17 protein-coding genes and 1 pseudogene are annotated in these 16,721 nt (G+C 52.4%); 9 read left to right on the forward strand and 9 right to left on the reverse strand.

The window, feature by feature from the left end; genetic code table 11:
- Nucleotides 1-238 precede the first annotated feature (238 nt).
- Nucleotides 239-2,212 (forward strand): methyl-accepting chemotaxis protein, encoded by a 1,974-nt coding sequence (locus tag ABIB18_RS19965; RefSeq protein WP_354475392.1) that lies wholly within the window; start codon nt 239-241, stop codon nt 2,210-2,212.
- A 104-nt stretch (nt 2,213-2,316) separates the two neighbouring features.
- Nucleotides 2,317-3,333, forward strand: coding sequence for an NADPH-dependent aldehyde reductase Ahr (gene ahr, locus ABIB18_RS19970; RefSeq protein ID WP_031378088.1), 1,017 nt, complete (start codon nt 2,317-2,319; stop codon nt 3,331-3,333).
- Between the two features lie 53 nt (nt 3,334-3,386).
- Here ahr and ABIB18_RS19975 read toward each other — a convergent pair whose 3' ends face one another.
- The gene (locus ABIB18_RS19975) at nt 3,387-4,055 is read right to left on the reverse strand and encodes a DUF2268 domain-containing putative Zn-dependent protease (RefSeq protein WP_354475394.1); all 669 of its coding nucleotides are present in this window, start codon (nt 4,053-4,055) and stop codon (nt 3,387-3,389) included.
- A 343-nt stretch (nt 4,056-4,398) separates the two neighbouring features.
- Between ABIB18_RS19975 and ABIB18_RS19980 the strand changes: the two genes are divergently transcribed.
- The gene (locus tag ABIB18_RS19980) at nt 4,399-5,178 is read left to right on the forward strand and encodes an MBL fold metallo-hydrolase (protein WP_069729899.1); all 780 of its coding nucleotides are present in this window, start codon (nt 4,399-4,401) and stop codon (nt 5,176-5,178) included.
- Between the two features lie 69 nt (nt 5,179-5,247).
- On the forward strand, nt 5,248-6,225 hold the full coding sequence (locus ABIB18_RS19985) for a GlxA family transcriptional regulator (protein WP_089562192.1): 978 nt from the start codon (nt 5,248-5,250) through the stop codon (nt 6,223-6,225).
- Between the two features lie 104 nt (nt 6,226-6,329).
- Here ABIB18_RS19985 and ABIB18_RS19990 read toward each other — a convergent pair whose 3' ends face one another.
- Nucleotides 6,330-6,731 carry an H-NS family histone-like protein gene (locus tag ABIB18_RS19990; RefSeq protein ID WP_031378091.1) on the reverse strand — a complete coding sequence of 134 codons (402 nt, stop codon included), beginning with the start codon at nt 6,729-6,731 and terminating at the stop codon, nt 6,330-6,332.
- 270 nt (nt 6,732-7,001) lie between these two features.
- Between ABIB18_RS19990 and ABIB18_RS19995 the strand changes: the two genes are divergently transcribed.
- Together ABIB18_RS19995 and ABIB18_RS20000 are read left to right on the forward strand one after the other, a co-directional pair.
- On the forward strand, nt 7,002-8,564 hold the full coding sequence (locus ABIB18_RS19995) for a GGDEF domain-containing protein (protein WP_354475397.1): 1,563 nt from the start codon (nt 7,002-7,004) through the stop codon (nt 8,562-8,564).
- A gap of 68 nt (nt 8,565-8,632) precedes the next feature.
- Nucleotides 8,633-9,082 carry a VOC family protein gene (locus tag ABIB18_RS20000; protein ID WP_354475399.1) on the forward strand — a complete coding sequence of 150 codons (450 nt, stop codon included), beginning with the start codon at nt 8,633-8,635 and terminating at the stop codon, nt 9,080-9,082.
- Nucleotides 9,083-9,336: 254 nt separating this feature from the next.
- Here ABIB18_RS20000 and ABIB18_RS20005 read toward each other — a convergent pair whose 3' ends face one another.
- Nucleotides 9,337-9,738 carry an H-NS family histone-like protein gene (locus ABIB18_RS20005; protein ID WP_031378094.1) on the reverse strand — a complete coding sequence of 134 codons (402 nt, stop codon included), beginning with the start codon at nt 9,736-9,738 and terminating at the stop codon, nt 9,337-9,339.
- Between the two features lie 1,226 nt (nt 9,739-10,964).
- On the opposite strand from ABIB18_RS20005, the gene ABIB18_RS20010 reads away from it, so the two are divergent.
- Nucleotides 10,965-11,150, forward strand: coding sequence for a DUF2256 domain-containing protein (locus ABIB18_RS20010; RefSeq protein WP_201306441.1), 186 nt, complete (start codon nt 10,965-10,967; stop codon nt 11,148-11,150).
- A 64-nt stretch (nt 11,151-11,214) separates the two neighbouring features.
- On the opposite strand, the gene ABIB18_RS20015 is transcribed toward ABIB18_RS20010, so the two are convergent.
- The 3 genes from ABIB18_RS20015 to ABIB18_RS20025 all read right to left on the reverse strand — a co-directional run bounded on the left by ABIB18_RS20015 (nt 11,215) and on the right by ABIB18_RS20025 (nt 12,454).
- Complete coding sequence (locus tag ABIB18_RS20015) at nt 11,215-11,520, reverse strand: hypothetical protein (protein WP_069729905.1); 306 nt, start codon at nt 11,518-11,520, stop codon at nt 11,215-11,217.
- A 93-nt stretch (nt 11,521-11,613) separates the two neighbouring features.
- A complete protein-coding gene (locus ABIB18_RS20020; RefSeq protein WP_354475401.1) occupies nt 11,614-12,156 on the reverse strand; it encodes a YfaZ family outer membrane protein in 543 nt (180 codons plus the stop codon).
- Nucleotides 12,157-12,217: 61 nt separating this feature from the next.
- A complete protein-coding gene (locus ABIB18_RS20025; protein ID WP_354475403.1) occupies nt 12,218-12,454 on the reverse strand; it encodes a YgdI/YgdR family lipoprotein in 237 nt (78 codons plus the stop codon).
- Nucleotides 12,455-13,371: 917 nt separating this feature from the next.
- On the opposite strand from ABIB18_RS20025, the gene ABIB18_RS20030 reads away from it, so the two are divergent.
- Nucleotides 13,372-13,575, forward strand: a complete 204-nt coding sequence (locus ABIB18_RS20030) for a hypothetical protein (RefSeq protein WP_031378098.1) — start codon at nt 13,372-13,374, stop codon at nt 13,573-13,575.
- Between the two features lie 756 nt (nt 13,576-14,331).
- On the opposite strand, the gene ABIB18_RS20035 is transcribed toward ABIB18_RS20030, so the two are convergent.
- Together ABIB18_RS20035 and ABIB18_RS20040 are read right to left on the reverse strand one after the other, a co-directional pair.
- Nucleotides 14,332-14,670, reverse strand: coding sequence for a type II toxin-antitoxin system RelE/ParE family toxin (locus ABIB18_RS20035; protein ID WP_159224141.1), 339 nt, complete (start codon nt 14,668-14,670; stop codon nt 14,332-14,334).
- 14 nt (nt 14,671-14,684) lie between these two features.
- Complete coding sequence (locus ABIB18_RS20040; RefSeq protein WP_159224140.1) at nt 14,685-14,963, reverse strand: hypothetical protein; 279 nt, start codon at nt 14,961-14,963, stop codon at nt 14,685-14,687.
- A gap of 341 nt (nt 14,964-15,304) precedes the next feature.
- On the opposite strand from ABIB18_RS20040, the pseudogene ABIB18_RS20045 reads away from it, so the two are divergent.
- Nucleotides 15,305-15,510 (forward strand): annotated as a pseudogene (locus ABIB18_RS20045) (hypothetical protein); the annotation flags it as partial.
- On the opposite strand, the gene ABIB18_RS20050 reads toward ABIB18_RS20045, so the two are convergent.
- A complete protein-coding gene (locus ABIB18_RS20050) occupies nt 15,497-16,399 on the reverse strand; it encodes an endonuclease/exonuclease/phosphatase family protein (RefSeq protein ID WP_354475431.1) in 903 nt (300 codons plus the stop codon). The pseudogene ABIB18_RS20045 and the gene ABIB18_RS20050 sit on opposite strands and share 14 nt — an antisense overlap.
- Nucleotides 16,400-16,721: the final 322 nt, after the last annotated feature.

Here is a 16,721-nt window from a genome sequence, read left to right on the forward strand (position 1 = left end):
TTATTTTATGCTGCTTAAACGCGCTGTTTTCATCGTTTTCACCACCTACAGTAATTGTTAAAGCTTTTACCGCTATTGGCGATAACGAACAGGCGTTGAGCGTGCCGATCAATGATGATTCCGGCCCTCAGCCATGAGTTCTGAACGCGTACGGACCTGCTTTTAGCCCTCCTTTTAAACACACCAGAAAGCGCTTTCTTTAGCGCAAAATCATTCTTATCACAGCGAAAACAATAATATGTCGATTATTAAGGCGATAAAGAAACGCCTGCCTGCTGCCCGTTTTGGGCGTAGCAGCCAGCCTGCGAATGGCACTTTTGATTGTCGTGCGTTGCCGGCGTCGCTCAGCGCGGCGGGATTAAGCCAGCGCGCAGGCGGTCTGCTGATGACTTTTGTGCCGCCTGAAGCGGATTTTCAGCGGGCCAGTCAGGCCTGGCAACGCTTTACGTCCGCTGACCTGACGGTCCTGACGCTTTCCTCTAATGGCGCGCTAAGCAGCAGCGGCCGCCAGAGCACCTATTGCGACGGTGCCGGTCAGGAAGGAAGCTGGCTCTGGTTGCCTGACAGCCTGATTGCGCGGCATGAGACGCACATTATTGACCTGCACGTGCAGGATACCCACACCGCCAGCCAGCGGATCACAGCGATACAGCAGGAGCTGGAGCGGTTGCAGTTGCGGATGCCGCTCTCTGCCGATCGGACCTTCGCGATGATCTACTGCGACGGTCTTTCTGCCTCGGAAGGTTTCCTGATGCAGGCCTGGTACAACAGCGGACGTTTCCCCTGTCTGGCGATTGGCGGATCGGCCGGCGGTAAAATCAGCTTTGACGGCACCTGGATTGGGGTTGGCGGCAAGATACTACAGGGCAAAGCGGTGATTATTTTTTGCCAGATGGCAGCGGGAAAATCGTTTGCCCCGTTCAAAAGCCAGAACTTTACGCCGCTCGACAACAGCTGGTTGATCGCCGAGGCCGATCCGATCGCGCGCACCGTCAGTTCGGTATTTAACCGTCAGGGCCAGCAGCAATCGCTGGTTTCCGCGCTATGCACCCACCTGAACTGCAAACAGACCCAGCTGACAGAACGGCTACAGGGGCTGACCTTTGGCGTCAGGGTCGGGGATGAATACTTTATTCGTTCGGTGGCCAAAATTGAGTCTGACAGCGTGCAGTTTTTCTGCGATCTGGAGTTTGGCGACCGGCTGTTCCTGATGCAGGAAAAGGACTTCAAACACGCGACGCAGCTGGAGTGGCAGGCGTTTTCCCGTCAGCACGGCAAACCGGCGGCGATACTGATGAACGACTGTATTCTGCGTCGCGTCGGAAATGCCGGTCAGTTACACAACGCCCACTTTTTCAAAGGCATCCCGGCGGCGGGCTTCTCCAGCTTTGGCGAGATCCTTGGCGTGCCGATCAACCAGACGCTGTCGGCGCTGGTGTTCTTTAATCATGAGGTGAAAGCGATGAGTCAGTTTCCGGTGGAGTACGCCGGGTACGCGGCACACTATGCGCAACGGGCATTACGTCGCTGGGAAGCGCTGAACAGCGTACAGACGGGGGTGCTTGATCGGGTGATCAACTATCAGCAGGCGCTGACGCCGCTGATGGAGGCACTGCCGGTATTAGAGCGCGCCACCCAAAGTCAGGGCGAAACCCTGAGCCTGGCGGAAAACAGCATTCGCGCCATCAGCGACATCGCCACCCAGAGCCAGCAGGCGCAGGGCCGGCTGGATGACGGGCTGGACGATCTGGAGAAAATTTCGCACGGGATTAACGAGATAACCCACGGCATCAGTAACATCGCTTTCCAGACCAATATTCTGGCACTGAACGCGGCAGTGGAAGCCGCCCGTGCCGGTGAAGCGGGCCGGGGTTTTGCGGTGGTGGCTGGCGAAGTGCGTCGGCTGGCACACTCCTCCAAAGAGCAGACTGAGGCTACCGCCAGTAACATCAGTGAGGCGGTGAGCACCATCGCACGCATCCGGCTGGTGGCCAGTGACAGTGCGCAGACCGCGACCCAAATGGCCGCACGCAGCATCAGTGCCGCTGACACCCTGGCGACCATGAATCAGCAGACCCGTCATGAGCGCGCCGATATCGCTAAACACCTCGGTAGCCTGCGTGAATTAACCCAGGGTATGGATGCGATGCAGGATGCGGTGGCGCAGCTAAAAGTGTTACAGGTTCTGTCTGGCGGGCAGGTTAACGGCTGATTTTTCAGCAAAAAAGACAACAAAGTGCGGTGCAGGCGTATCGGCCAGGCAAGCCGCGCCTGCAGTTGTTACACTTGACGGTGATTAACCACGCAGAGGTACCAATGAAAATTAAAAGTTATGCAGCCATGCAGGCTGGTCAGGCGCTTGAACTTTATGAATATGATGTTGCTGAACTTGCAGCAGAAGAGGTTGAAGTAGAGGTTGAGTATTGTGGCGTCTGCCACTCTGACCTGTCGATGATCGACAACGAGTGGGGCATTTCACAGTTTCCCGTTATTGCCGGACATGAAGTGATTGGACGGGTTTCTGCGCTGGGCGACGCGGCAAAAAACAAAGGCCTGTCGATTGGTCAGCGGGTGGGCATTGGCTGGACCGCGAAAAGCTGTCAGCACTGCGACGCCTGTATCAATGGTGAGCAGGTTAACTGCCAGCAGGGCAGCATTCCGACCATCATGAACAAGGGTGGTTTTGCTGAGAAACTGCGTGCCGACTGGCAATGGGTGATCCCGCTGCCGGAGAAACTGGACGTTACCACCGCCGGTCCCCTGCTGTGCGGCGGTATCACCGTCTTCAAACCGCTGCTGATGAGCAACATCACCGCTACCAGCCGGGTTGGCGTGATCGGTATCGGTGGTCTCGGCCACATCGCCATTAAAATTCTGCATGCAATGGGTGCGGAAGTGGTGGCATTCAGCTCAACGCCAGACAAGAAACAATCGATTCTGGACATGGGCGCAGATGAAGTGGTTAACAGCCGTGACGCTGAAGCGCTGAAACAGCAGGCGGGTCGTTTCGATCTGATCCTCAGCACTGTCGCGGTCGATCTGGACTGGAAACCTTATTTCGCGGCGCTGGCACCTAAAGGTAAATTCCATACCGTCGGTGCAGTGATGAAGCCGTTCCAGGTGGGTGCGTTTGACCTGATCATGGGTGACAAAGCGGTAACCGGTTCTTCGACCGGCTCGCCGGGTCAGCTGCGTTCGTTACTGAAGCTGGCTTCGCGTGCTGATATTGCGCCGCAGGTTGAGTTCTTCCCGATGTCAGACATCAATAAAGCGCTGGAACACGTGCGCGCCGGTAAAGCTAATTACCGTGTGGTGTTGAAAGCCGATTTCTGATAATCGTCTTATGAAAACCGATGCCGCAGATTTCTGCGGCATTTTTTTTGCTTTCAGCGGGTTACCAGCCCGCAGTGGAGCCCGGCGGCGATCACTTCTTCCGCCGTCACGTTAAGCCATTTTTCCGGCGTTAAGACCGGAAGCTGATCGCGCCACGCGGCTACCAGCTGATAGCCCAGCGTGTAACCGTACCAGCGGGGATAGGTTCCGCTGCCAAAGAACCAGGCAGCATGATCGTAATGAGGGTTATTCAACGCCACCAGCGTGACCGGATTGTCCAGCAGCCACTGCCGTTCAGATGCCCGCTCCCACCGTTCGGGTGGTGAGTCCAGTAACCAGCAAACAAACTGTCCAGCCAGCCCTTCACTTACCAGCGCGTCGCCTGGCGTCCAGCCGTATCCGGGACCCGCCATGCGCAAACAGTGATGTACTTCGTGCAGGATAGTGCGCATCAGCGCACCGCTGCTAAGTGTCTGCGCCAGTTGAGGATTAGCCGGATCGATTGTCAGACCAAACAGCGTCGCACTATAGGCGTAGCCGCCGGTACCTGTTTCCGGAATCACCGCCGCTGGCGCGCACTGAACCAGAATATCGAGGCGCGGTGGCGGCATAACCGCTGACAGGATCTGGCATGCCGCATCAGCCTGGCGGGTAATCTCCGTTTGATAATCCTGTAAATCGCCTGACGCTTCCAGCCAGTGCAGTTTCCATTGTTCAGCCATTATTCACTCCTGCAGCGGATCAGATTGAGCCGGAAAAGCGGTCAGGTTTCGCTGCCCGGCCTGAACCTCAGCGACGCGGATATCCAAATGCGTCAGCCGATCGGTTTTGCCTTCGTGTCATCCAGCTTAGCTGCGACATGACGACACTGTCATCTCCGACGCGCGCGAATTTTGCCGATTGCGACGAGGGATTTGGCTGAGCCAGCAGGTTGGCCCGATTTCATCGATCACTGTCCATCGAGCCTGTCACGCCAGCGTTCGCAACCGGGTAAAGTCACTCCATCGCAGCAATGACGTCGCCGACGCTGGCTGCACTCGACTGAACACAGACCGGAGCCTGATTATGAAATTGACCCAAGTCCGTAACGCCACGCTGGTGCTGCACTATGCCGGCAAGAAATTCCTGATTGACCCGATGCTGGCTGAAAAAGAAGCCTGGCCGGGCTTTGTCGGCAACGCCCGTCCGCACCTGAGAAATCCGATGGTGGAACTGCCGATGCCGATTTCGCAGCTGCTGGATGTCGATGCGGTTATCCTTACCCACACCCATACCGATCACTGGGACGAGGCCGCGCAGCAGCTGGTGCCAAAAACGATGATGATTTATACCCAGAATCACAGCGATGCTGACCTGATTCGCTCTCAGGGTTTCCTCAACGTTCAGGTGCTGCAGGAAGAAAATGCGTTTGTCGACGGCCTGACGATCTATAAAACTGACGGCCAGCATGGCAGCAACGCGCTGTATGCCGACAAAGTCATGGCAGATCTGCTGGGCGATGCCTGCGGACTGGTGTTTACTCATCCGGCGGAAAAAACGCTCTATGTTGCGGGCGATACTGTCTGGGTTAAGCCATATGTAAGAAGCCTGCAACGTTTTCAGCCGGACGTGGTGGTGCTGAATATCGGTAATGCGACTAACGATCTCTATGGCCCGATTATTATGGGAAAAGAGGATACACTGCACACGCTGGAGATCGTGCCTGAAGCAACGCTGGTCGCGTCGCACATGGAAGCGATCAACCACTGTCTGCTGACCCGTGCCGAGCTGCGGGCCTATACCGATCAGCAGGGGATAACCGATAAAGTGCTTATCCCACAGGACGGTGAAACTATAACGTTCTGACCGGCACGCCGGATCAGAGCACTTTTCTCCTGCTCGCCAGCTGGGGGAGCCGACGATTAAGGGGGCGAGATGACTGCGTTGAATGTTGCAGTGGTAGCGACGGCTGGATTCAGTCCGTTCCACTTTTCGGTTCCCTGCATCCTGTTTGGATCAGCGATGCCGCAGCCGGATCTTTTCCGTGTCACAATCTGCGCCGAAAAGCCCGGCACGGTTCTGTCGGAGATCGGCCTGTCGATTAATGTGGAACATGGGCTTGAACAGCTGGATACGGCGGATATTATCATTCTGCCGTACTGGCACAATCCGGCTGAAAAGCCCGATCAGCGGCTGCTCGATAAGCTGGCCGCTGCCTGGCAGCGCGGCGCTGAAGTGGTCGGGCTGTGTCTGGGTACCTACGTGCTGGCCTATGCTGGTCTGCTCGACCAGCACCGTGCCGCGACCCACTGGGAATTTGAACGTGACTTCAGCCAGCGCTTTCCGCAGGTTCATCTCGACAGTAATGCGCTCTATACCCGCGACGATCGCCTGATTACCTCGGCAGGAACCGCCGCCGGCATCGACTGCTGTCTGGATATCATCCGTCAGCACTACGGCAGCGCTGTGGCTAATCGGGTGGCCAGAAGAATGGTGGTGCCGCCGTATCGTGAAGGAGGGCAGGCGCAGTTTATTGAGCGCCCGGTACCGGAGAATACCCGTGACGGCAAAATCAATACGCTGCTGGAGTCGCTGCGGCGCAACCTGCATCAGCCGCACGATCTGGATTCACTGGCGCGTTCGGCTGGTATGAGCCGGCGAACGCTGACGCGCCATTTTTTCAAGGCGACCGGGATGACGCTGGGCGACTGGCTGACGGCGGAGCGACTGCAACGCAGCCAGGAACTGCTGGAAACTACCGATATCAGTATTGAGAGCGTGGCCGAAAAAGTGGGCTTCACCTCACCTATCTCTTTTCGTCAGCGTTTCAAACATCGATTTGGCGTCGCCCCCAGCGAATGGCGGCGAACTTTCCGCGGGCCGTTGCCGGTCACCACCGCAGAACACGGCTAGTTATGACCAGACGCTCGCCATAACATCGACGGCGGATAAAAAAGCGTGCCGGAAAATTCAGCGTGCAGGCGCGGCCAAATTTTCCGGAACGGAATCAGCCAGGATTAAAGCAGAAAATCATCCAGTGACTGGCCGTTTTCGAGAGCGGTTTTAATCGGTGATGGCGTACGGCCCTGACCGGTCCAGTATTTCAGCTCGCCATTTTCATCGCGGTACTGATATTTTGCCGGGCGCCTGGTGCGCTTTTTACCGCTGCGGGTGGCCGGGGACAGGCCCGCTAACAGTTCAGTCGGGTCGATTCCGTCTTCCTTTAGCAGTTCACGGTACATCGCCAGTTTTTCAGCTTTTTCGCGCGCTTCGGCCGCCTGGGCTTCCTCTGCTTCGCGTCGTTCTCTGACCACTGTCTCTAATTTCTGCACCATCTCGTCCAGCACATCTAACGTTATATTGCGCGACTGCGCGCGCAGGGTGCGGATATTATTCAGGCTGCTCAGGTTTTCACTCATAAAAAAGGTCCTTCAGTACTCACATTAATTTACAGCGCACATTCACTGTAAGCGGTAAGGATACCATTCATCCCACTGATTTTTGAAGGGTTGCGGCCGATTCGGGGATGAGATCAAGGCAGACTGAATCAGGGCAGGCGGCTTTATGCACCAGGGTTTAGAATGCGGGCGCAAAAATGAAACACTCTGCATAACACAACAATGATATTTGTAATTTTGCCCTCCATTAACTGTGCTTAACTCAGTGAAAGGGTTTGAATAAGGATGGGCATGAAGTTTCGCAGCAAAAATGCGGCACCCGCGCCAAAGATTTCGCCGCTACTCAAAAGCATTACGTTATCAGGTCTGGTACTCACCGTGGTGGTCATCGGTATCAATCTGTGGACGCTGCGTGAAGACTGGCGTGAAGCCGTTAACCAGACTGAAGAGATGGCGGTCAATCTGTCCCTGTCACAGGCGCGACAGGCAGAAGATACCTTTCTGCAGACGGAACTGTCGCTGCGCGAAGTACAGCGCGACCTGCAAACCCAGATAGTGACCGATCGTGTCGATGGTGATGCGCTAAGTCAGACTATGCGCCTGTTGCAAAATCGGCTGCCGCAGCTGCACGGATTGTTCTATTACGATGCCCAGGGCCGCTGGATCGCTACCTCGATGAGCCGGACGCCGATCGGTATCAATAATTCCGATCGTGAGTATTTCAGTTATCACCGCGCCAGTCTGCGTAACAGCGTGCATGTCGGGCCGGTGCTCCGCAGTCGTACCACCGGCGATCTGGTGATTCCGGTATCGCTGCGCGTCAATGATGGTGCAAACGGTTTTGATGGTGTCCTGCTCGCGACCATTAAAGTGGACTACTTTCGCCGCTTCTACAGCTATTACGAGCTGGGCGCGCGCGACGTACTGGTGCTGATGCTGGCAGACAGCACGGTACTTTATGCCCGTCCGATGCCGGACAGTTATATTGGCAAAAACCTCTCCTCAAGCCCACTGTTCCGCAAAATGCTGGCCGCTGCCGATCAGGGCAGCGGGCAGTGGAAGGCCGCGCTTGATGGCGAAAAACGTATCTTCGGCTTTGCACGATCTGAACGTTATCCACTGATTGTCGCCGCCGGCTACGACAAATCTGCGCTGTTTAGTCGCTGGATGAATGGCCGGGTGCAGGATGTGATGCTGAGCCTCGCACTGCTGGCAGTGATCCTTTCGCTTAGCGTTTTTTTGCTGCGCCAGGCGCGACATACACTGCGCTACCAGCGGGAACTGACCCGACTGCGTGACGAGCTGACCGCGGCAAATCTTTCTCTGCAGAGCCTGGCAAATAGCGATGGCTTAACCGGCGTCGCTAACCGGCGCTACTTTGATCGGAGACTGTATGAAAGTCTGCAACAGGCCAGAGTTCAGGGCTGGCCGGTCTCTCTGATTCTGATCGATATTGACTATTTTAAACATTACAACGATACCTACGGACACGTAGCGGGCGATGAGTGCCTGAAAGCGGTCGCGTCGATTCTGAAAAATTTTGCACTGCGTAAAAATGATCTGCCGGCCCGTTATGGCGGTGAAGAATTTGCCATTATTCTGCCGCGCTACACCGCTGAAGAGGCGTTAAAACTGGCCAGGGCGATTGTTGAGGCGGTTTACCGGCTGAATATTCCGCACCTTACCAGCGGACTGCCGACAAAACGGATCACGCTCAGCGCTGGCTGTGCAACCCAGCGCGGCATTGCCGGACAGCAGGCATTGTCACACCTGATTGAACGGGCGGATGAAGCCCTGTACCGCGCTAAGCGGGAAGGGCGCAATCGTGCAGAATGTGAAAAGCCAGACGGTTAAGCACCGTTGATCACTTGCGGCGTTACCGCTGTGGCATGGTAGTCGCTCAACCAACTCAGGGAGTGACTATGTCAAACGATACGGGGTTCAGCCATCTTGCTCTGCAGGTCCGCGATCTGGAAAAAAGTGTGGATTTTTACCAGCGTTATGCCGGAATGCAGGTTATTCATCATCGCGAGCCTGGCATTGCGGAAGCGCAGAAAGTGGCGTGGCTGTCAGATTTAACCCGGCCATTTGCGCTGGTGCTGGTACAGTCGGCTCACCTGGAGGATACGCCGCTGGGGCCGTTTGGTCATATTGGCGTCGCCTGTGCCACTCGCGAAGAAATTGATGCCAAAGTAGCGCTGGCGCAGCAGGAAGGTGTATTACGTCGGCCCGCGCAGCAGTCCAGCGAACCGGTTGGTTACTGGGCTTTCTTCGCCGATCCTGACGGGAATACGCTTGAGCTTTCTTATGGTCAGCAAATTGGCCTGGAAATTATCATGGCGCGCAACGCCACCTCGCAACAGAACGATTAATCACTGCCCGCTATTGTGTAGCGCTATGGCCGGTTGGGTTACAGAGTGAAGCAAGAGCGTCGTCGGAATATGAGAACAGGCATTCGGGGAGGGCTGACGGCTGGAATTACCACATAATCAGACTTGGGTGAGGATAAGCTCCTGATTTTCAGCCCGGCAGAATAATCGAGGCCGGAAGTTACTGCGTCACTGCGGGTGAGGATGAATCCGCCCGACATCTATCGGGCGGATTTACTGCAAGGGATGCACTGCAATCAGATCAGGAAATCATCCAGTGATTTACCATTTTCAATCGCAGATTTAATCGCTGAAGGCGTACGTCCCTGACCGGTCCACTGCTTAACTTCACCGTTTTCGTCAGTGTACTGATATTTGGCAGGGCGAGGCGCACGCTTTTTCTTCTCAACCGGCGCCGACTGCATACCACTTAACAGTTCGTTAGGATCGATACCTTCCTGCAGCAGTAATTCGCGATATTTAGCCAGTTTTTCCGCTTTCTCACGATTAGCGGCTTCAGAAGCCTGCGCTTCTTCACGACGCTCACTAACAACAACAGAAAGTTTTTCCAGCATTTCTTCCAGGGCAGCAAGATCAAGTTCGCGTGCGTTTGCGCGAAGCGTACGGATATTATTCAAGCTGCTGAGAGTGTCACTCATCAAAGTCACCATAGTCTTGTTCAGATAATAAAATACAGAGCGGGTTCACGCTGATGCTTTTCGTCAGACCTGCTTTTTAAAATGCTTGCCTTCGAAGAATCTCAATACTGAACCAATAGTTCAACTCTGACATATTAATCGTTTTTTAAGAGAGTTGAAACTGTAATTAACGTGCAATAACACCGCAAAGGTAAAAGAACTTAAACCTGGTGGTAAGGTCGCTCAAAATGACAAAAACACCGCCTGTTTTATCCATGAGTTAAATCGGCCTGTGGCGGCATTATTCCTGCTGAGGCCGCGCTTTTTTAGCAATCTATCCACTTAGGCTGTGCCGGATATCACCCGGCTGGCAGTTAAAACCCGCAACATATTATATCAGGTGAAACAGTAAACGCGGCGTTGTTAAGTGTGATAATGACGCACTGGAGTATCGCAGCGGGTAACGGTTGAATTTATCTTAACGATAGTTTTCATTCGGTAAAAATAACTTATCTTTATGATTCGCCTATTTTTTTAAGGAGAGGATTCTGCTAAAAACCGGCGGCACTTTGGTCATACTCTGCTGCAGATGCTGTGCAGTCGCGGGCGGTGACGGCGCAACGGAGGAGCGACGAAATGGGGTATTGCTGCTTAAGGGAAACGCAGGCGGGTCGCGATGCAATTGAAACTGGTTAATCAGGGTAATAATAACCCTTAGTTCGGTTTTAGGCATGCTTATATATGCGCGATAAAGCAGCTAAAGGGGGATTATTGACAGTATACGATAACATTATTGCGTTATACGCATTAAACCGGTTTCCCCGGCCCGCCGTTGAACCGATAAGCTGCCAGCAATGGGGCTAATTCGCCGGACTTTATCCGACTTTAACCCGACTCAGCAGGCGATAAACAGGCAGAGAGGGATAAAAAACAGGGCGGATAATGCTTTTTGTGATGCAAATGCGGTTTTACCATTATGGTGCAACAGGATGTTGTCATCGGTTATTAAAATCTCATGGCGAAAAGATTAATCGCTGCAGTGCTGGCGTCCTGAAAGATCGGTTTCGCGCTGAGCAGGTATAACGCGCATGGACGGCATGCGGATTATTCTGTCAAAAATGCCGCGCTGGCCCGGCAACTGAGCGCAATGGAACAGCAGTGAGGCGGCGGCTGAGTCTGAACTCTGTGCCTTCATCCACTCAGACTGATGTCCTGATACCGTTTCAGTCCCCTTTGATGAGGTAACCCTGATGACTTTTAAAGGAAATAAAAAATCACTGCCGGTCCGCTATTGCCAGACCTGCAATAAACCGATGACCTGGCGTAAGAAATGGGAAAACTGCTGGGATGAAGTGAAGTACTGCTCCGAACGCTGCCGGCGTGAGCGGCGTCAGCTGACCGTCGGGCGGGCGGACAGTGATAATCGCGAGTAAAGCGAGGGTGGGCGAGGCACATTATCAGGCGCGGTTTGAGTGACTGACGCAAACCGCGCGATTTTTACTGCTGGACTTTAATCTGCTGCCAGCCTTTTTTGAACATGCAGTCCTTCACCAGAATCGCCCGCTGCGTTTCATTTGCGTCACGGGTGGAGTAATCCGTGTCGGTCGTTTTGTACTTGCTGTCTTTAGAGGTGTATTTACCGCTGACCACGTTGTCAGGGGGTAAATCGCGTAATGCCTGAGCCTGACAGGCGATCTCAGCTCTGTTTTCCTGCTGGTCTGAAGCATCAGGTTTGACCCATTTATATTCTACGCAGCCGCTCAGGCTGAGCGTAAAGATCAGCAGTAATAACGCTTTCATCATTGGTTTCTCAGCGAGTTTACTCTGAAATCAGGCCGGCAGACCTTGCAGCGTACCGGCCAGTTGACAGAAAAAAGAGGGAGCAGGGTAAGCCGATCAGAAGGTAACACCGCCACCAATGAAGGGACCGTCAATCAGCGTATGACCGGGACGTCCATCTTTGCCATCCACGCCCGCATAGCGATAACCCGCTTTCAGCGTCAGTGGCAACATCGGTGTCCAGCTGATTCCGCCATCGGCCTCAACGAAATTTTTAACGCTGTTAGCGAAGGATTCGGGAGCCGAATATCCCTCTCCGTAGAGGGCAAAGTTAGCGGGCAGATTCAGCCTTATACCGCCACCGACCGGGAAGGCGACGCCGTTATCGCCTTTCTTACCGCCGATATAGGTGGCTTTGATGCCAGCGGACAGCATTACCGGGCCTAATTCCAGGCTATAACCGGTGCCTGCCTGTCCAATCTGCACGCCGTCATCGGTGTTTTTAACCCACTGGCTATCCAGATAAAGTCCGCCTGTAGATCGCCCGTTTTCTGCGTCGAGGGCAGTAAAGTTTTTACCCTGCTCTGCGCTCAGGCCGATGGCCATAGCCGATGACGAAGCACACAGCAGCAGGCTGATGCCAATCACAGTTGTTTTCATTTTTAGTAATCCCTGGTGTAACAATGGCTGCTTTGCAGTCTCGTTTTAAGTCAATAAATCGCTATTTTTCAACAATCTCTTTTACATCCTGCTGCTCCAGTTGATGCGTATTACCGTCGGTATCTTGATAGGAGATCAAACCGGTTTCTTTATCTTTGGCGGGTTTGCCGTGGGTGGAAATCATATGTCCGTCGCGGGTCGAGATGACGTAATTGCTTGAGCATCCTGCGACCAGTATCACCGCAGTGAGCAAACCAAGGGGAAATAACGTTTTTTTAACGGTTGCTGAGAATTTCATTTTTACTTCCTGATACAGTCTGTTAATGACGCCCGGTATTGTCGGGACGCTGCATTTTCACCCTCGTTTATTAAACCGGTCGTTAACGTTAAGGCCTGAGTTTGTTTTAATAAGCCTGTAATGATCCAGATCATTGTTGATCAATGAAGCCCTTTACTTACCGGCAGAGATGCACTTCCGCTACCGTATTAATGCTGGCGCACCCGCCGAGAAACAAGGCGGCTGAATTACAGTAGTGACAGCTGATGCTGTCAGAACATCACTGAATCGCGCCCATTATGTGCTTCGGTCCAGCAGCCCCTAACCCGGCGATAAAGAGCCGCGGAATAATCCCGGCTCGGGCAAATTTTCCTGCCTGAGCAGGCCAGTTTCTGAACAACGGCACGGTGAAATAGCGCAGCGTGAACGATTCGGCCAGCCGGTAATCGGTTTGAAAAGGGTATCTGCACGGGTTCGGTTAAATCTGTTGGAAAGAGAAATATATTACGGCCATTTTTTTTCGGAAAAATTCGACCAGACAAACGCTTTTGCCGGCGGGCTCAGCCTATTACATCGCCACCTTCTCCGCTTTCTCCGCTTTCTGCGGGTCGGCAAGCGAGGCAGTGACGTTAATTAGCCGAACCGGCTGCCGTAATGGTTACATTAAAAACCGGGTTTTAAGATTTCTGCCAGCATCAATCCGCTGTCCGGCTGCCTAAAATAGCGCTCGTTTAACGCTTCGGTTAATCCCCGAAGACGATTGGCGATAAATTTAACCGGCGGTGTAGCCGACTATGTTGGCTGGCAGATGTGACCCGTGAGCTGCGATACAGCGGCAGAAAACCGGCTGCGATCGTTCGCCTGGCGGGTCAGCATCAGAGAATCGCCCTTTAGCATCCGGGACAGCTTTCTTCTGCTGCTAACGGTTAAGGACAGGTATGAACAGTTCGGATCAGACAGTTATCAGCGCCACTTCATTCACGCAAGCCGCAACGCTACTGGAACAGGGCAGCCGGGCGCGCATCCGGCTTAGCTGGAATATTTCAGGCGATGAGTTTTTTCGTCTGGTTAATCTGGTTAAACAGGGCAGCGAGATGTCGATTGAAAAAGAAGAAGATGGTTTCTGGCTGACGCAGAAATAAGCCGCCGATTTCGTTTAGATTAAATGGCATAGCCGAAGCAGGCCGGGCGGGGAGGGGCCTGCGCAACAGATGTCGTATCGCGTTTTGCGAACAACCGCCAGTGACAGGCAAGGTGGTTACCGATAATAGTTACATCATCCTATAATAAGGTTTTTATTGTGGTAGCCCGGCGTTACCGCTGAGCCCCTCCATACAGAGTCCGCTGCGATGTGAAAGTACGGCGATCGACCTGATCGTTGTCGCGTGCAAACCTCAGACATGCGCCCGGAATGACCTCCTGACGAGGCGCGCCGCCGGGCCGTAGGCCCGATATGTTTATATCGCTGCATTGAATGATGTAACTAATCCGCTAACGGTTAACTGCCTGACCAGCAGCCAACCGCCAGCCCCCGGTGAGCTTAGTGCTTGGGGTCGGTCTGGAGATCGGAAATTATTGTACGGTAGGCCTGTTTTTTCAGCAGGGCAGGTTATCGCAATGGGGTGTATTCCTGCGCTTTACGCCGTTTGGCGTGGGTTTTGTCTGATCGGATAACCTAAATGCGATACTGCTAAGGCGATAATTTAAAAGCGATAGCCACTGGTACTAAATCAATCCCTTACGGACTGATGCGGTTAAATAATGTGCTAAACCTACAGCAGGTGTGTATTTGGATATTGCGGTTGAAATCATTAATGGGGATTTGCAGTCGGGCAGGACTTATTGAGAGAGGTCTTTACTGCTGGTTTGAAAAAGCCCGTGTTAGCGGGCTTTGAGCGTCATTTCAATATGTTATATCTGTAGAGCAACGTTCCAAAATCCTGCTTCATGCTGATAAAAAGAAGAATCTGGATAGCATCATCCTGAAAATCATATAAAACGCGATATTCTCCTTCAACATCAAGACGTTCACGTAACAGAAGACCACGCTCTGAAAGAAAGGCGTTGAAGCGATACCTTTCCGGGTCCTGACTGATGTTTTCGACTGACTCTATAAGGAGATTGTCGACAAATGCTGCCGCTTGCTGCGCCCCAACTGTCCCGCTCTTATAAGACTCAATGTCTTTGAGACACTGTTCAGCTAAAGGCGCGATTACTACCTGGTATTGTTCTGACACTCAAAGCCTCACTGTTATTTTCTTGCAGCACGCAACCTCCCCAGAACGTCGTCAGGGGACATGCCTTTGCCATCTGCGATTTCCTTTTTAGCTTGCATAGCGAGCTTAAAAAGGGCGTTTATGTTTCTTTCTTGCTCGATCTCCCTGATCTCAGCCTGACGCTCAGCTGCCGTCTGAATGAAGAGTTCCGAAACACCATTTTTTGTAACGTAAACTCCTCCTTCAAAAGTGGCCGCATTACCGAGACTGTCTCGGGCGAGCTTCTGGGACATGGTTTGAGTGGTGGATGTCATAGGTAATTGATTCCTGCTTACGCTTTAGAGGACCGTTATATAAAAAGACTGCCGGTAAAAGGCAGCTAAAATTTTTATTTATAAATCATCGCATGACGCGTGATTTGAATCGCTCCTCTCTGTTGCGAGGGGCAATGTGATGATTATAGATGCAAAATAAAATCGTGTACATATTTATCCACGCCTTGATTCTACCTTTTGATGATTTGTCTACTATAGAGGATAAAACAGTACGCAAAGGTATTGTTTAGCCCCTTATGGGGGTGGAGTAAGGGAGGTTAACAGCGAACCAGGGCCGCTGACGCACCGTGCAGGCACGCTGGAATTTGCTGAAAAAGTAGATAGAACAGCATGAGCTGCGGATTGTCAGCCTGGATATTCCCACCTCATGCTGGGGAAATACTGAGGCAACCAGTCCGATCAGGAGCACCATCAGAAAGTCCTGTACTACCGGCAGGTCAAGCAACTGAGTATCTGGGAAACAGCGGAAGCTGCCAGAAAAAGGGCTTCCATCAGGAAAGCCCTATGTCTTTTTACTGTTCGGTGAGTTCAATCTCTGCAATAACCGGCAGATGATCACTGGCTGCCGACCAGTTAAACGATGGAGAACTATGCGGAATTTCGACCTTTTTTACATTCCACTTTTGCCCTTTGAAGGTGAAAATATGGTCGATATCAATAGCGGGATTGACTGCTGGCCAACTGCGGGTATCGATACCTGGTTTCGAGACTTCATTAAAGAAATAACCAATCTCTTTTACCGGCTGCTCTTCGCGTGTGGAATTGAAATCACCGGCCAGGATCTTAATTGCAGAGGCAATGTCCTTAAAATCAGAAGTTGCATCGCCGATACTCAGATCCAACAGATAACGCGCCTGTTCGGTACGAATAGTGGGATTTTTTTGCCAGTCCAGATGCGTTACCATTATTATCGGTGCTGAATCAAATCCCGGCACCTCGACTTGCGCCAGCAGGGCGACACGCTGTTCGGCATTGCCCGATGGCAGCTTAACCACCTGCGAATGCAAAATTTTATATTTTGATAGCAGCCCCAGTCCATATTCGCCGTCGTCAAAATCCAGCGCCTTACCAAACACATAATACATTTTATTCGCATCGGCAATAGTCTTTAACTGATCGATTTTATGGCTACGCTGGGTTTTGTTATCCACCTCCGGCACCGCAATAATGTCAGCGTTTATTTTTTTAATCGCTGAATTAAGTACCGTAAAATCAGCTACGTTATCTGAAGCCTCATTCTTACCGATATTATAGGTGGCTATCCGCAGCGTCGGCTTATCCCTGGTGTAAACTTTATCGGGTACACCCCCTTTCTGCACGGCAAGTATCTCATTACCTGCAAGTTTTTCAGAGGCCTGTACGTTAGCCACCAAACATGCCAGTGCCACTATAGTTAGTGCAAATCTCATATTCATCACGCGTGATTACCTTTGTATAAACAACATGGCTGCGAGGATATCGAGTGAAGTCATCCATTTTCGTGATGCGTTCCACAAACTTAAAACGCAAAGAGAATTAAGTGAATTTATACCTGAAACGATACATAAATAGCCAAACTCGAGGTGCAGCAGAAATGTTATAAAAAGCACTAGTGTTAATGGGCTGCTATTGCAGTATGCAATTTACGTTATCAGTTCTTTAATCCATTATCCCGAGAGAAGAACTTATTGAAATAAAAAACCGACTGGTGAGATCGGATTTTCCTGGGTTCCGGTTTCGAGGTGGTGCTCTGGCCGG

This window comes from Pantoea sp. UYEF8 (assembly GCF_040546285.1).
GTDB lineage: Bacteria > Pseudomonadota > Gammaproteobacteria > Enterobacterales > Enterobacteriaceae > Pantoea > Pantoea brenneri.

Excerpts from the sequence above, each read along its gene's own strand:
- ABIB18_RS20050 (WP_354475431.1), bottom strand. The coding sequence starts at position 16,399 with ATGAATATGAGATTTGCACTAACTATAGTGGCACTGGCATGTTTGGTG.
- ABIB18_RS20020 (WP_354475401.1), bottom strand. The coding sequence starts at position 12,156 with ATGAAAACAACTGTGATTGGCATCAGCCTGCTGCTGTGTGCTTCGTCA.
- ABIB18_RS20000 (WP_354475399.1), top strand. The coding sequence starts at position 8,633 with ATGTCAAACGATACGGGGTTCAGCCATCTTGCTCTGCAGGTCCGCGAT.
- ABIB18_RS19995 (WP_354475397.1), top strand. The coding sequence starts at position 7,002 with ATGAAGTTTCGCAGCAAAAATGCGGCACCCGCGCCAAAGATTTCGCCG.
- ABIB18_RS19965 (WP_354475392.1), top strand. The coding sequence starts at position 239 with ATGTCGATTATTAAGGCGATAAAGAAACGCCTGCCTGCTGCCCGTTTT.
- ABIB18_RS19975 (WP_354475394.1), bottom strand. The coding sequence starts at position 4,055 with ATGGCTGAACAATGGAAACTGCACTGGCTGGAAGCGTCAGGCGATTTA.
- ABIB18_RS20015 (WP_069729905.1), bottom strand. The coding sequence starts at position 11,520 with ATGATGAAAGCGTTATTACTGCTGATCTTTACGCTCAGCCTGAGCGGC.
- ABIB18_RS19980 (WP_069729899.1), top strand. The coding sequence starts at position 4,399 with ATGAAATTGACCCAAGTCCGTAACGCCACGCTGGTGCTGCACTATGCC.
- ABIB18_RS20025 (WP_354475403.1), bottom strand. The coding sequence starts at position 12,454 with ATGAAATTCTCAGCAACCGTTAAAAAAACGTTATTTCCCCTTGGTTTG.
- ahr (WP_031378088.1), top strand. The coding sequence starts at position 2,317 with ATGAAAATTAAAAGTTATGCAGCCATGCAGGCTGGTCAGGCGCTTGAA.
- ABIB18_RS19990 (WP_031378091.1), bottom strand. The coding sequence starts at position 6,731 with ATGAGTGAAAACCTGAGCAGCCTGAATAATATCCGCACCCTGCGCGCG.
- ABIB18_RS20005 (WP_031378094.1), bottom strand. The coding sequence starts at position 9,738 with ATGAGTGACACTCTCAGCAGCTTGAATAATATCCGTACGCTTCGCGCA.
- ABIB18_RS19985 (WP_089562192.1), top strand. The coding sequence starts at position 5,248 with ATGACTGCGTTGAATGTTGCAGTGGTAGCGACGGCTGGATTCAGTCCG.
- ABIB18_RS20030 (WP_031378098.1), top strand. The coding sequence starts at position 13,372 with ATGAACAGTTCGGATCAGACAGTTATCAGCGCCACTTCATTCACGCAA.
- ABIB18_RS20040 (WP_159224140.1), bottom strand. The coding sequence starts at position 14,963 with ATGACATCCACCACTCAAACCATGTCCCAGAAGCTCGCCCGAGACAGT.